Origin of the sequence: Haloarcula quadrata, assembly GCF_003634715.1 — an archaeon.
Classification (GTDB): Archaea; Halobacteriota; Halobacteria; order Halobacteriales; family Haloarculaceae; genus Haloarcula; species Haloarcula marismortui.
On the sequence record NZ_RBWW01000001.1, the window covers coordinates 1,040,079 to 1,053,015 of the forward strand.

General features: G+C 64.3%; 11 protein-coding genes and 2 pseudogenes. 3 read left to right on the forward strand and 10 right to left on the reverse strand.

All coding sequences use genetic code 11. From position 1 onward, the window contains the following. Nucleotides 1–83: 83 nt before the first annotated feature. The 5 genes from BDK61_RS05450 to BDK61_RS05470 are packed head-to-tail and all read right to left on the reverse strand — an operon-like array spanning nucleotide 84 to nucleotide 4,906. Entirely contained in the window at nucleotides 84–800 is a 717-nt protein-coding gene (locus BDK61_RS05450) for an ABC transporter ATP-binding protein (protein ID WP_014041183.1), read from the reverse strand. Further along, complete coding sequence (locus BDK61_RS05455) at nucleotides 797–1,534, reverse strand: ABC transporter ATP-binding protein (protein WP_121302509.1); 738 nt, start codon at nucleotides 1,532–1,534, stop codon at nucleotides 797–799. Before BDK61_RS05455 ends, BDK61_RS05450 begins: the two co-directional genes overlap by 4 nt. After that, nucleotides 1,531–2,652: a branched-chain amino acid ABC transporter permease gene (locus BDK61_RS05460; protein ID WP_121302510.1), complete on the reverse strand. Its 1,122-nt coding sequence runs from the start codon at nucleotides 2,650–2,652 to the stop codon at nucleotides 1,531–1,533. Before BDK61_RS05460 ends, BDK61_RS05455 begins: the two co-directional genes overlap by 4 nt. Beyond that, the gene (locus tag BDK61_RS05465; RefSeq protein WP_121302511.1) at nucleotides 2,645–3,532 is read right to left on the reverse strand and encodes a branched-chain amino acid ABC transporter permease; all 888 of its coding nucleotides are present in this window, start codon (nucleotides 3,530–3,532) and stop codon (nucleotides 2,645–2,647) included. Before BDK61_RS05465 ends, BDK61_RS05460 begins: the two co-directional genes overlap by 8 nt. Nucleotides 3,533–3,535: 3 nt before the next feature. After that, nucleotides 3,536–4,906 carry an ABC transporter substrate-binding protein gene (locus tag BDK61_RS05470; protein ID WP_121302512.1) on the reverse strand — a complete coding sequence of 457 codons (1,371 nt, stop codon included), beginning with the start codon at nucleotides 4,904–4,906 and terminating at the stop codon, nucleotides 3,536–3,538. A gap of 101 nt (nucleotides 4,907–5,007) precedes the next feature. Here BDK61_RS05470 and BDK61_RS05475 point away from each other — a divergent pair, with 101 nt between their 5' ends. Further along, on the forward strand, nucleotides 5,008–6,147 hold the full coding sequence (locus BDK61_RS05475; RefSeq protein ID WP_121302513.1) for an acyl-CoA dehydrogenase family protein: 1,140 nt from the start codon (nucleotides 5,008–5,010) through the stop codon (nucleotides 6,145–6,147). A 48-nt stretch (nucleotides 6,148–6,195) separates the two neighbouring features. Here BDK61_RS05475 and BDK61_RS05480 read toward each other — a convergent pair whose 3' ends face one another. Further along, nucleotides 6,196–6,639: a MaoC family dehydratase gene (locus BDK61_RS05480; protein WP_011223968.1), complete on the reverse strand. Its 444-nt coding sequence runs from the start codon at nucleotides 6,637–6,639 to the stop codon at nucleotides 6,196–6,198. Between the two features lie 277 nt (nucleotides 6,640–6,916). Between BDK61_RS05480 and BDK61_RS05485 the strand changes: the two genes are divergently transcribed. Further along, nucleotides 6,917–7,726 (forward strand): SDR family NAD(P)-dependent oxidoreductase, encoded by an 810-nt coding sequence (locus tag BDK61_RS05485; protein ID WP_121302514.1) that lies wholly within the window; start codon nucleotides 6,917–6,919, stop codon nucleotides 7,724–7,726. A gap of 39 nt (nucleotides 7,727–7,765) precedes the next feature. On the opposite strand, the gene BDK61_RS05490 is transcribed toward BDK61_RS05485, so the two are convergent. Continuing rightward, nucleotides 7,766–8,461 carry an HAD family hydrolase gene (locus BDK61_RS05490; protein ID WP_121302516.1) on the reverse strand — a complete coding sequence of 232 codons (696 nt, stop codon included), beginning with the start codon at nucleotides 8,459–8,461 and terminating at the stop codon, nucleotides 7,766–7,768. A 168-nt stretch (nucleotides 8,462–8,629) separates the two neighbouring features. Here BDK61_RS05490 and BDK61_RS05495 point away from each other — a divergent pair, with 168 nt between their 5' ends. Continuing rightward, nucleotides 8,630–9,847 carry an acyl-CoA dehydrogenase family protein gene (locus tag BDK61_RS05495; protein WP_121302518.1) on the forward strand — a complete coding sequence of 406 codons (1,218 nt, stop codon included), beginning with the start codon at nucleotides 8,630–8,632 and terminating at the stop codon, nucleotides 9,845–9,847. 26 nt (nucleotides 9,848–9,873) lie between these two features. Here BDK61_RS05495 and BDK61_RS05500 read toward each other — a convergent pair. The 3 genes and pseudogenes from BDK61_RS05500 to BDK61_RS05510 all read right to left on the reverse strand — a co-directional run. Next, nucleotides 9,874–10,800 (reverse strand): annotated as a pseudogene (locus BDK61_RS05500) (enoyl-CoA hydratase-related protein); the annotation flags it as partial. A gap of 33 nt (nucleotides 10,801–10,833) precedes the next feature. Continuing rightward, nucleotides 10,834–11,685 carry an IS5-like element ISHma10 family transposase gene (locus tag BDK61_RS05505; protein ID WP_121301968.1) on the reverse strand — a complete coding sequence of 284 codons (852 nt, stop codon included), beginning with the start codon at nucleotides 11,683–11,685 and terminating at the stop codon, nucleotides 10,834–10,836. Nucleotides 11,686–11,725: 40 nt separating this feature from the next. Continuing rightward, nucleotides 11,726–12,781, reverse strand: a pseudogene (locus tag BDK61_RS05510) (3-hydroxyacyl-CoA dehydrogenase NAD-binding domain-containing protein); the annotation flags it as partial. Nucleotides 12,782–12,937: the final 156 nt, after the last annotated feature.

Below are 12,937 nucleotides of genomic sequence, written 5' to 3' on the forward strand. Positions count from 1 at the left end.
GTGAACCGCGACTGCGCGAGTGCCAGCCGGCGACGGACACGTGGTGGCAGCACAGGCTACCAAATTCAGTTCGCCACGCCCGTTCAATGGATACCGACGTACGCCTCCGTGATGTAGTCGTTGTCCCGGAACGCTGTGGCGGAGCCACTGAGCTCGACCCGACCGGATTCCAGCAGCGAGAGCCGGTGGGCGTGGCGTAGCGCGAACGTGGCGTTCTGCTCGACGAGCAGGAGCGTCTGGCCCTGCTCGTTCAGCGTCTCGATAGCGTCGCTGATGTCGTCGATGATGACGGGAGCCAGCCCGAGCGTCGGTTCATCGAGAACGAGTAACTCTGGGTCGCCCATCAGCGCCCGTCCGACGGCCAGCATCTGCTGTTCGCCGCCGCTCATGGTCTGGGCCTCCTGGTCCCGGCGGTCGTCGAGCCGCGGGAACAGGTCATACACCATGTCCAGGTCGGCCCGGACGGCATCGCGGTCCTCGCGGAACTGCGCGCCCATGCGCAGGTTCTCGTGGACCGAGAAAAACGGGAACAGGTCGCGGTCCTCGGTACAGTAGACGAGGCCGTCGGTGACCAACTGCTGTGGGTCGAGGTCGGCCACGTCTCGCCCGTTGAACCGAATCGTCCCGTCGTAGTCGAGGAAGCCGGCGACGGCATCCAACAGCGTCGTCTTTCCTGCGCCGTTGGGGCCGATGATGCCACCGATTTCCCCTCGCTCGACGGTCAGTGAGACGCCGTCAAGCGCCTGAGACTTGCTGTAGTACACGTCGAGGTCCGCGATTTCGAGCAGTGGGTCGCTCATTGGACCGCACTCACCTCCCCGGCGAGGTAGGCGTCCTGGACCCGTTCGTCACCGACGATGTCGGCCGGGTCACCGGCTGCCAGCTTCTGGCCGTTGTGCAACACGACGACCCGGTCGACGAGGTCCATCAGGCCGCGCATGTTGTGGTCGACGACGACCATGGTGATGCCCTGCTCGCGGAACGACTCGAACTGCTCTGAAAGCTGCCGGACCTCCGTCTGGTTCAAGCCGGCGAAGGGCTCGTCGAGCAAGAGGAGGTCCGGCTCCGTCGCCAGTGCCTTCGCGATTTCGAGGCGGCGAACGTCGGCGTGGGGCAGGGAGCCGGGGTCGTCGTCGAGAGCGTCCTCGATATCGACCCGTGCGGCGTAGCTCGCGATTGCCTCGTCGCTCGCGCCGCCGTCGAACGAGCGGACGCTGTTGGGGAAGGTGAACAGCTCGATGTTCTCTCGGACGGTCATCGACCCGATTGGATTGGACTCCTGAGAGACGCGCGACAGTCCACGGTTGACAATCTGGTGTGTCTTGTCGTCCGTAATATCTGTGCCGCCGAAGCGCACCGTTCCGCTGGTCACCGCGTAGATACTCATGATGCAGTTGAACACGGTCGTCTTGCCGGAGCCGTTGGGGCCGATGAGGCCGAGTATCTCGCCGCTCTCGACGCCAAAGGAGAGGTCATCGACGGCGACGAGGCCGCCGAACTGCTTGGTCAACCTGTCGACCGACAGCAGCGTCACCGTCGGTCACCTCCCAGCGCGCCGAGTGCACGCCAGAGGAGACGGAACAGTCCGTCCCGGGCGAACACCAGCACGAGGAGAACGAGCAGCCAGAGGGCGAGCCAGCGCAGTTCCTCGCCAAGGCCGACGAGTAACACGTCCCGGAGTCCGACGAACAGGAACGCGCCGCCGAGCGGTCCCAGAATCGAGCTCATGCCGCCGATGACTGCCATCGCTATCATCTGGATGCTGTTGTCCACGATGAGGAACGTCTGTGGGTCCACGCCCGCGTTGACGTGGGCGAGCAAGACGCCGCCGATACCCATCGGGACGGCGCTCAGCACGAACGACCAGAGCTTGAACTTCGTCGGGTCTACGCCGGCCGCGGAGACGGCGTCCTCGTTCTCGCGAATCGCGACCAGCACAGTGCCCACGTCGGAGCGCCCGACGTAGGTCAGCGTGGCCGCAACCGCGAGCATCGGCACCACGACCATGTAGTACTGCAGCGTCAGGTCGTAGGTGAACACGTCGACGCGGATGCCCCGCAGGCCGTTCGTCCAGTGACTTAGCGCCTTCGTCAGCCGGTAGAACAGCAGGACGGTGACGAAGGTGACGAGCGAGAAATACGGGCCACGGAGCCGGAGCGAGGGGACGGCGATGGCCAGCCCCAGCACCGTCGTCGCGAGTATCGACAGCGGGACTGTGACAAACAGCGATAGCTCCGGATTCAGATGGAGCACCAGCAAGCCGGTCGTGTAGCCGGCCGCCCCCGACAGCGCCGAGTGGCCGAAACTGATGTAGCCGGTGTAGCCGCTCTGGATGTCCCACCCCATCGCGAAGACGGCCCACACCGCGCCGAGCGTGAGCGGCCTGAGGTAGTCCTGGCCCCACAGCGGCGCGGTGACGAGACCGCCAAAAGCTACCAGCAACAGCAACAACTGCAGGCCGGTAATTTCGCCGAAGCGTTTGCCGAGTGTCCGGTTGTACCGCTCGGCGACCGGCCAGAGCATCCGCTCCGCTGGCTGGCCGACCGCTCCGATGACGCCGGCTCCCTGCGGGAGGACGCTGTCTCTCAGGACCGATTCGGCGCGGCCAACGAGCCGGCCGATACCTCGGCCGGTCTGCTCTCGGTCACTCATGGACGAACTCCGTGCCGTACAGGCCCTGTGGCAGCACCAGCAGGACGACCACGAGGACCACCAGCGACATGATGCCGCGGACGCTCTGTCCGAGGAACTGTCCGGTCGCCGTCTGCAGGTAGCCGACGATGTAGGCCGCGGCGACCGACCCCTTGATGGAGCCGATGCCGCCCACGACGACGATGATGAACGCGAGCGCGAGCGGTTCCAGCCACATCGTCGGTTCGGCCGCCCCGATGCCACCTAAGAACACGCCGGCGATGCCGGCCAAACCGCCCGCGACGAGCCACGTGCGGGCACGCACGCCGGACACATCAACGCCGGTAAGCATGGCCCCGCGCTCGCTCATCGAGGTGGCGCGTATCGACCGCCCGCTGTCGGTCTTGGTGACGTAGTACCAGAGCAGCCCCATCGCGACCCACGAGACGACAAAGGCCGCGAGTTCGACGTACAGGATTCGGGTCCCGAGCGCCTGGACCTGGAGCACGCCCGGCACCACGCTGTACTGGTAGGGTTGCGCGTGGAACACGAGCGTGACGAGTTCGGTGAAGGCGATGGCGACCACGATGGTCGCGAGAAACGTGATGACAACGTTCTCCTCGATAGTCCGGACCAGCACGACGTAGAGGCCGTAGGAGATGAGGCCGACGATGACGATAGTGAGCGGGAACGCGACTATCGGATGCAGCGTCACGCTCGCGAGGATGCTGTCCGAGACGAGACTCAGGTAGGTGTACGCGCCGGCCATTATCAGCGCACCGTGGGCGAGGTTCAACACGCCGCCGACGCCAAACACCATGGTGAAGCCGATAGCAATCAGGGCGTAGACGGCGCTGATGAGCGCGCCGTCGACGATGACGCTGGCAATGTCTCCCAGCATCGTTCACCCCATCCACGGCGGCGCGGCGTGTTCGGCTGTCTGTAAGCCCTCCGGGTAGACGCACTCCAGAGACCCACCCTCGCGCCACTGGGTAAGCGGGTAGTTCGTGATGATGCCGTCACTGTCCCGCTCTTCTCGGAGGTCGTGGGCGTACGTCTCGTCGGCCCCGTAGAACTGGATTTGCCCGGCCACACCGGTGAAGTCAGTCTGGAGCAGCGCGTCGACAATTGTATCGAGGTTGTTCTCCTGGTCGACGGTACCGGCGCGCTCGGCGGCGTTCTTGAAGACGTGTATCGCGTCGTAGGTCACAAAGCCCATGTACATCGGCTTGCTCGGCGGGTCATCGGCGTCGCCGTACGCCTCCATGTACGCCTCCGTGAACGGGACCGTCTTCGACGTGATGTCGGTGACACCCGCCGCGCCGGACTGTGTCGTCGTCTCGTAGGCCGCCGCGCCTTCGGTGAGTTGGTAGTACGCCGGCAGCATCGACGCGACGTGCACTCCCTCGATGCCGAACTTGTACTCGCCCTGTGCCCAGCGGGCCGCCATCGGCCCGCCGTTGATGTGTGCGAAGAAGCGGAACATCGCGTCCGCGCCCGCCGCGTCCACATCGTCAAGCACCGACCCGAAAGAGGTAGTATCCGTTGCCAGCCCGTTCACCATCGGCACGTCCAAGTCCGCCTCCTTCAGCAGGTCGACCAGCCGGTTCCGGAACACCGTCGTCCACTCCGCGTCGTCGGCGACGACGGCGAACGTGTTCCAGCCATGGCGGTCCGAGAGGTGGCTGGCGTACTGGCTGATGACCTCCGCCTGGAAGTGGGAGTTCACCGGCCCGACCCGGAACGTGTTCTTGTAGCGCTCGTAGTCGGACGCGACGAACTCCGTGATGGTGCTTGGTGCGGCGGAGCCGGTGACCAGAAACGGCGTGTTGAACTCCGACACGAGGTCCATAATAGACTGAGTCACCTCGCTGGAGAACGTGCCGACGATGGCGTCGACTTCCTCCTGTCGGACCAACTCGCCTGCGACGGTGCGCGCCTCGGACGGCGACGCCCGCGTGTCCTTCGTAACGAGTTCGACGGTCTGGTCGGCGATACCACCGTCGTCGTTGATTTCGGCGACCGCCATCTCCGCCGACCGCTTCGAGCCAACGCCGAGCGGGTTGTTCAGCGGTGCGAGGTGGCCGATGGTGACCGTCTCGGAGATGCCACCACCTCCATCGGGGTTCTCCCCACCACCGCCGCCGTCACCGCTGCAGCCGGCGAACAGTCCGAGTGCCGCGCTCGCCCCGGCCGCTCTGATGAATGACCGCCGACCGATGCTGTTGGTATATGCTGTGCTCCTGTCGCTGGGTGTGCTCGTTGGGTCTGCCATGGTCTACCCTCGGTGGGTGGTACCACGTTCCAAACCATACACATTAAAGATGCGGGAGAATTCGACCAAATCTATATTTGGGTGGCCGTCACACATCGAATATGGCGTTTAGCTTGACGGCCGAGCAGACGGCAGTCCGAGAAGCGGTGCGCGAATTCGGCGAGAACGAAATCGAGCCGCTCGGAAAGGAATGCGATAGGGAGAAACGCTACCCGGCGGAACTGATGGAGCAGGCGGCACAGTACGACCTCATCGCGCCGGAAGTCCCCGAGAAGTACGGCGGCGCGGGGATGGACAGCCTCACCGGCGTCGTCGTCACCGAGGAACTCTGGCGTGCCGACCCGGGTATCGGGAGCGCCATCGGCTCCCGTGGCTTCGGGTCGAGCATGATTCAGAAGTACGGCGACGAGTGGATGAAAGAGACGTGGCTGCCGCGCATCACCAGCGGCGAGTCGGCGTGTGCCAGCGCTATCAGCGAACCCGCCCACGGCTCGAACGTGGCTGGTATCGAGACCTACGCCGAACGCGACAGCGACGGCTGGGTCCTTAACGGCAATAAGATGTGGATTACGAACGGAACTGTCGCCGACGTGATGGTCGTGATGGCCAAGACTGACCCCGACGCCGGCCACGAGGGCATCAGCGCGTTCCTCGTGCCGACGGACACCGACGGCCTGCAGGCCGAGAAAATCGACAACAAGCTCGGCATCCGCGCGTCGGATCTGGCCGAAATCATCATCGACGACGTTCGCGTGCCCGAGGAGAACCTCATCGGAGAAGCGGGCGCTGGCTTCTACCAACTGATGGACTTCTTCGCGAGCGGGCGAGCGAATGTCGCCGCGCAAGCCGTCGGCACCGCTCAGGCCGCTCTCGACGATTCGATTCGGTACGCGAACGAGCGCGAGCAGTTCGGCCAGCCAATCAGCGAGTTCCAGGCCATCGAACACAAGGTTGCGGAGATGGCCACCAACGTCGAGGCTGCGCGGTCGCTTACCTATCGTGCCGCCAGCGCCATCGATTCGGGCAACCTCGATGTGGCGACAAAGCTGGCCAGCATGGCAAAGCTGTTCGCCAGCGAACACGCCGTCGACGTGGCCGACGAGGCGATTCAGGTCCACGGTGGGGCCGGCTACGTCACCGACCACAACGTCGAGCGGTACTATCGGGATGCCCGAATCACCAAGATATACGAGGGGACCAGCGAGATACAGAAGAACATCATTGCCGACCGCGTGCTGTGAGGCCACGATAGACGGACTGCCGACGCTGCCACTGATTCGACAGTCGGCCTACCGCCGGAGCGTCAGGAACTCGGCCGAAAAGACAGCGTCGTCGGCCTGATTCACGGCGGTGACTTCGGTTCGGACGACGCCCGTCGCAACCGGGTGGTCCCGCCGTTCGGTGTCGACAATCTCGGCCTCGACGTGAATGGTCTCTCCCAGGAACACCGGCTTGATGAACCGAAGCCGGTCGATACCGTAGAACGCGACCATGTGCCGCTTTTCGGCCTCGTCACGGGCCTGCCACAGGAGGCCAGTGACGACTGAAAACACCAGCGCGCCGTGGGCGATACGCTCGCCGTACCCCGAGTCGGCCATCCGCTCGGCGTTCGTGTGGAGGTGATTGAAATCCCCGCTGACACCCGCGAAGTTGACCACGTCGGCCTCGGTGATGGTCCGTCCCGAGGTGGTGAAGCTATCGCCAACATCGACCGTGTCGAACTCGCCGGCCATCTTACCGGCTCCTGCAGGTGCTCGTGGGACAGCGCTTCGGTTGCTGGTCGAGTCGCCACTGCCGCGTTCGCACCCGCTGGCCCCGGGACTGCAGTCTGCTACTGTTGCTGGACATACACATCGTCACCGTGTCCCGCACCGGTGTTAATGCTACCGGGGCTCGCCGGTTACTCTCGGCACTGCCACAGGGAGACGTAGCGGTTACAGGCTGCTCTGACTGTTCAACTATATTCAACGGAACCCGGCAGAGAGCACTCAGGACGTAGCTTTATTGCGGATGCCCGAGATGTCTGATGCGATGTCAAAGCCACACACGGAGCGGTTTCGCCTGGAGAATCAGCGGGCGATTATCACGGGTGCATCGAGCGGCATCGGCCGGGCAATCGCAGAGGAGTTCGCGGCCGACGGGGCCGGCGTGGTTGTCTGCTCGCGCGAGCAGGACAACGTCGGACCGGTGGCCGACGAAATCAACGATAGCGACCGGCCCGGTGAGGCGGTCGCTATCGAATGCGACGTGACAGACCGCGAGGCCGTCGAGGCGCTGGTGGAAGCGACCGTCGACGAGTTCGGCGGACTGGACGTGCTCGTGAACAACGCCGGCGCGAGCTTCATGTCTGGGTTCGACGACATCAGCGAGAACGGCTGGAAAACCATCGTCGACATCAACCTTCACGGGACCTACCACTGCACACAGGCGGCCGGGGACGCGCTGGCCGCGGACGGCGGTGGGACGGTCATCAATCTCTCCAGCGTCGCCGGGGAACAGGGCGCGCCGTATATGAGCCACTACGGGGCTGCCAAGGCCGGCGTCAGCAATCTCACGTCCACGCTGTCGGCGGAGTGGGCTGACCGAGACATCCGAATCAACTGCATCGCGCCGGGGTTCGTCGCCACGCCGGGCGTGGAGTCACAGATGGGCGTCAGCGCCGACAACATCGACCGTGAGGCCGTCGAGCGGCGTATCGGCCTCTCGGAGGAAATCGCCGACATCGCGCTGTTCCTTGCCAGCCCGGCGTCGTCGTACATCGTCGGTCAGACCATCACCGCCGCCGGCGTCCCACGGCTCGAAGAGACGCCTGACATCTGAGCGCGGGGAGTTCCAGTACCGACGGTCGAAGCCGCAGTTTCACTCCAAGACGCCAAGCCAGTCCGGCAGCTCTCGGAGGTCGTCGAAGGCGATATCCACGGCGGGTCCGTCCTCGGCCCCGTAGGCGACCGTCCACAACCCGGCCCGTGTCCCGCCGCCCATATCGTGCTCGTAGCGGTCACCGACCATCACGGCCTGTGCCGGTTCGACCCCGGCCTTCCCGAGCGCCGTTTCGAACATCGCCGGGTCAGGCTTGGTTCGACCGACGGCTTCCGAAGCGGTGTACGAATCCATCGCGTCCCAGACGCCGAAGGTCCGCAACAGTTCCTTGCCCTCGTCGTCGTCTACATCGCTGATGACGCCCTGATGGAGCGGCGCGTCTGCCAAGTCCTCGATGGCCGCGACGGCGTCGGAGTTGGGCTCGACCTGTTCGGTACGGATTTCCTGAAACAGTGCTTCCCACTCGGTTTTCTCGGGACTGACTGTCAGAATCTCATCGATTGCCCGCCGGTAGCCCTCGCGGGCTGGCCGGAACGCTGTCCCTTCGCGTTCACCGAAGTACGTTCCGAGGACATCCCGCCATTGTTCGAGGGCCGCGTCGGAATCCCCAGTCGCCGGGTACTCGGCACACAGGCGGTCGACAAACTCGCGGTGGGCCGCCCGGACGGACGCCATCCGAAGGATGACGCCCCCGATGTCCCAGAAGACGGCCTCAACGTCTGGACTCTCGCTCACGGCAGCGGCTTGGACTGGCCCGGGTATGAAACTACCGCCGACGCCCGGCGTCTCCCGGATGCGTCGCGGTGGGCGTGTCGGAGCACAGCGCCGGGAAATAAACAACCGACCACGCGTTCGCTGTGCTCCAACACTTATGATGTCGACGTGCGAGAACGAGAATGTGCCATGATATCGTTCACCGATTCCGAGGCCGCGACTGCACTCGCCGAGCGTTCCCGAGCGTTGATGGACGAGGTCGTCATTCCGCGGGAGCGAGAACTCGCGGGCGGGACGGCCATCTCCGATGCAACAGTCCGTGACCTCCGCGCTGCCGCACGGGAGTACGACGTGTACGCCCCACAGATTCCTGAAGAGCACGGCGGGATGGGCTATGACTTCCGGGACGTGTTGCCGACGTTCGAAGAAGCCGGTCGGAGTCTGCTCGGTCCACTTGCGATGCGCGTCGACGCGCCCGACGAGGGGAATATGCACCTGCTGGAGATGCAAGGGACTGACCTCCAGAAATCGGAGTACCTCGACCCGCTCGTCGAGGGTGAGATTCAGTCGGGCTTTGCGATGACCGAGCCGATGCAGGGCGCGGGCTCTGACCCGAAGATGATACGCACCACGGCACAGAAGGAGGGTGACGAGTGGGTCATCGACGGCCACAAGTGGTGGACGACCGGTGGCGTCGACGCCGACATCCTGCTCGTCTTTGCCCGGACGGACGAGGACGTGCACCCGTATGAAGGGTGTTCAGTGTTCATCGTCCCGGCCGACGCCGACGGCGTGGACATCGTTCGGAACGTCCCGCATATGGGCAGCCAGGGTGACCCGAAGGGCCACGCCGAAATCGAGTTCAACGGCGTTCGCGTCCCCGAAGAACACCTCCTGGGCGAGGAAGGCAACGGCTTCCAGCACGTCCAGCAACGGCTCGGCCCGGCGCGGCTCACCCACTGCATGCGTTTCTCGGGGATGGCCGAACGGGCGCTGTCCATCGCCAAGGCCTACACCACCGAACGGCAGGCCTTCGGCGACTCCGTGGCCGACAAACAGCACGTCCGCTTTGAAATCGCTGAACAGGAGACACAGATTCAGGCCGCGCGGGCGCTGGTCCGGGCCGCCGCGGACGCCATCGCCGCCGGAAAGGAAGCCCGCGTCGAGGTGTCGATGAGCAAGGTGTTCGCCGCCCGGGCGACACAGGACGCCATCGACACCGCGGTCCAGTTCTGTGGCGGCAACGGCATCGGCCGGGACCTCCCGCTTGCGGACTTCTATGAACTGGTCAGGACGTTCCGCATCGTCGACGGGGCCGACGAGGTCCATCTTCGGACCATCGCCCGCGAGGCGTTCGAGGACGTGGACAGCGACGAGCTGGAGCCAGTCCGTCGCTACCGCGAGTAGGGCAGAGCCGTCAGCGGCAACGGCCGCTACTCTCCCTCGAACTCCGGTTCGCGGTCGGCTGCAAAGGCCGCCGTCCCTTCCGCTACGTCGTCAGTGGTCAACAGGAGCGCAAAGGCCTGGCTCTCCATTTCGAGGCCGGCGTCGAGATTCTCGTCGGCCCCCTCGTTCATCACGCGCTTGGCCTTCCGCAGGGCAATCGGCGGCCCTGAAACGAGGTCATCGACGAACTCCCCGACCACGTCATCGAACTCGTCGGCGTCGACGGTCCGGTTGATGAGTCCCCAGTCGGCCGCCCGCTCGGCGGAGATGTGCTCGCCGCGGAACACGAGTTCCTTCGCCCGGGCGTCGGTCAACATTCGGATCGCGCGCTGTGTCCCACCGCCGCCGGGAAGCAGGCCGAGCGTGATTTCGGGGAAGCCGAACTCCGAGTCGGTCGTCGCCAGCCGGAGGTCACAGGCGAGGGCAAGCTCCAGGCCCGCCCCGAGACAGTAACCGTCGATGCGCGCCAGCGTCGGTCGGGGATACTCCGCGACGGTCGTGAACACTTCCGTCGGTTCCGAAGTCTGTGCGGGGTCGCGGTCCGCAAAGCCGGAGATGTCGGCCCCGGCGGAGAAGGCACGGTTGCCGGCCCCTTCGAACACGACGGCCCGGACGTCATCCTCGTCGACCGACGAGAGCAGGTCAACGACCTCGTCCGCGAGGGTTTCGCTGATAGCGTTCATCCGCGACGGGCGGTCGAGTTCCACTTCCAGCAGGCCATCGTCGTCGAGTTCCCAGTTGATGGTGTGGTAGTCGCCCGGCCGGTCGCCAGTGCTGTATTCGTGGAAGCCCCGGCCCGCTTCCGTGCCGGTGTGGCCGGCCTCGACGAGTTCGACGAGGTAGTCGGCCGGCTCGTAGCGGTCGTCACTGTGTTCGTCGGAGAGCGCTCGGAGTTTTTCGAGGATGGTGTCGAGACGGCTCAATTGAATCCGGCGAATTTCGGCGTTTCAGCGTTCAATTGCCTGCTCCACGTTGTAAACGCCGGCTATGAGCGTTATCTCCCGGAACTGGCGGAACCAGTCACGCGCTCGGACGGCGGAGCCGTGCGAGCGCTTGATTGAGGAGTTGACGGACTCGGTCTGTGATCGCTGACCATAGAGCTCGTCGTCTATTCGGGCGTTGTGTGCGTGATCGTAAGGAGCGAAAACACGGTGCTTTATCAGCGGACGAATCCCGGCGTTTCGAAGCTCCTCACGGAAGCTCATGTCATCATAGCCTTTGTCAGCGGCCAAGCTTCGAAGGTCGCCCGCGTTCCGCAGGGCGACCTTCGGGCCGATCTTGGTTTCGTCAGGCCACTTCGTGCTGCAGTGTAAGTCAAGAATTGCTCCCTCAGCTGTATCTACGAGAAACGTCGTCTGGATCGTTTTGACGGAACGATCAATCCGTCGCAAGTAGTGAGACGATGCCTGCTGACGGTCGAAGTAGGTGGCATCAATTGCGGCGTGACCATTCTGGTCCAGCAGCTCCGCCGACCGGCGGAGCAGCTGTCGCCAGACAGTCATCGATGCCCGTTTGAACGCCTTACACAGCGTCGAAGGCGCGGGAAACTCCCCGCGTTGAAGATTCAATACCGCTCGAACACGTTCCATCTCTTCGGCCCAGTCGATGATTTCCTCGTACTCCGCGCTCATGTGTTCGCGCAGATAGAGCAAGACTGCGTGCTTCCAGCCGGCAAACCCGTTGCCGGCTGGATCACTCAGTTCCATCAGCGCAGCGTCAGTAAGCTTTTGAGCGAGCGAAGCCACTTGCTTCACGAAGCGGAAGAGGGTGTTGTGCATAACATTACTCTCCCGCTTCATACCCGTGATTCTAACGACCTATCCCGGCGCCGTCTGTGGATTCAATTGAGCCGTCGAGACCGATGTCGTCGGCCCGCCGGCAGGTTCCCTCGGGGAAGCCCGCGCCGAGTTGCATCCCCGTGTCGATGGCCTCCGCCGTCGCCACGTCGTCGCCGACGAGCTTTGCGGCCTCGTTCGCCATCACTGCCTCGACGCGGCGGTGATCGAACCCCTCGCTGTCTTCAGGGACGTAGTCCGAGCCGTCCCCGTCGTCGTAGTCGTAGTAGCCCTCGCCGGTCTTGCGGCCAAGGTTCCCGTTCTCGACTTTCTCCGCCATGATGGGCGGGACCGGCCTCCCGGCCTCCGTCCGGACGTGGTAGCCGATGTCGATGCCGGTCAGGTCGCCGAGTTCGAACGGGCCCATCGGGTAGCCCCGCTCGTGGACCATCGCGGCATCGGCCTGCCGGATGGTCGCCTCGCCCGCCGAGACCATCCAGGCCGGCTCGCTCATGAACGGCCCGAGGACGGAGTTGACGACAAACCCACGCACGTCCTTGCGGACGTATATCGGCGTCTTGCCGAGCGATTCGATGAACTCGTAGCCGCGCTGGGCTGTCTCGTCGGTCGTTGCCTTGCCGTAGATGACTTCGACGAGGTCCATCTTCACCGGCGGATTGAAGAAGTGCAGACCCAGCACCGATTCCGGCCGCTCCGTCGCTGCGGCAATCTCTGTAATGGACAGCGAGGAGCTGTTCGTCGCCAACAGTGCATCCGCGGGCGCTGCGGCGTCGACGGACTCGAAGATGTCCTGTTTCACCGAGAGCTGTTCCGGGCCGGCCTCGATGACCAGATCCGCGTCGCTCACTGCCGCCTCAAGATCGGTCGTCGTCGCGACCCGCGCCGCCACGTCGTCGGGGTCCTCGTCGAGTCGTCCCTTCTCGGCGAGCTTTTCGAGCGACCACTCGATTTCGTCGTAGCCGTCTTCGACGATGACTGCATCGATGTCACGCAGCACGACATCGTAGCCGGCGATTGCCGCGACCTCGGCGATGCCGTGGCCCATCGTTCCCGCACCGAGCACTGCAACTGTCGCTATCTCTGGCTGGTCAGCTCGCATACGTGTAGTGTCTGTTGCAACACATATCAATCATCCCCATAGTATCGACTGTGTCTCGTGGGACGACGAGGATTATTCCCAGCCAGAAAGCCCGGTGGGCTGTGTATGAGGACTCCGATGCCATCTACGGGGACTTCGACACGAAAATCGGCGCTT

Bases quoted from the DNA above. Each gene is read 5' to 3' on its own strand.
- BDK61_RS05450 (WP_014041183.1), bottom strand. From the start codon at position 800: ATGAGCGACCCACTGCTCGAAATCGCGGACCTCGACGTGTACTACAGC.
- BDK61_RS05460 (WP_121302510.1), bottom strand. From the start codon at position 2,652: ATGAGTGACCGAGAGCAGACCGGCCGAGGTATCGGCCGGCTCGTTGGC.
- BDK61_RS05465 (WP_121302511.1), bottom strand. From the start codon at position 3,532: ATGCTGGGAGACATTGCCAGCGTCATCGTCGACGGCGCGCTCATCAGC.
- BDK61_RS05470 (WP_121302512.1), bottom strand. From the start codon at position 4,906: ATGGCAGACCCAACGAGCACACCCAGCGACAGGAGCACAGCATATACC.
- BDK61_RS05475 (WP_121302513.1), top strand. From the start codon at position 5,008: ATGGCGTTTAGCTTGACGGCCGAGCAGACGGCAGTCCGAGAAGCGGTG.
- BDK61_RS05480 (WP_011223968.1), bottom strand. From the start codon at position 6,639: ATGGCCGGCGAGTTCGACACGGTCGATGTTGGCGATAGCTTCACCACC.
- BDK61_RS05485 (WP_121302514.1), top strand. From the start codon at position 6,917: ATGCCCGAGATGTCTGATGCGATGTCAAAGCCACACACGGAGCGGTTT.
- BDK61_RS05495 (WP_121302518.1), top strand. From the start codon at position 8,630: ATGATATCGTTCACCGATTCCGAGGCCGCGACTGCACTCGCCGAGCGT.
- BDK61_RS05505 (WP_121301968.1), bottom strand. From the start codon at position 11,685: ATGAAGCGGGAGAGTAATGTTATGCACAACACCCTCTTCCGCTTCGTG.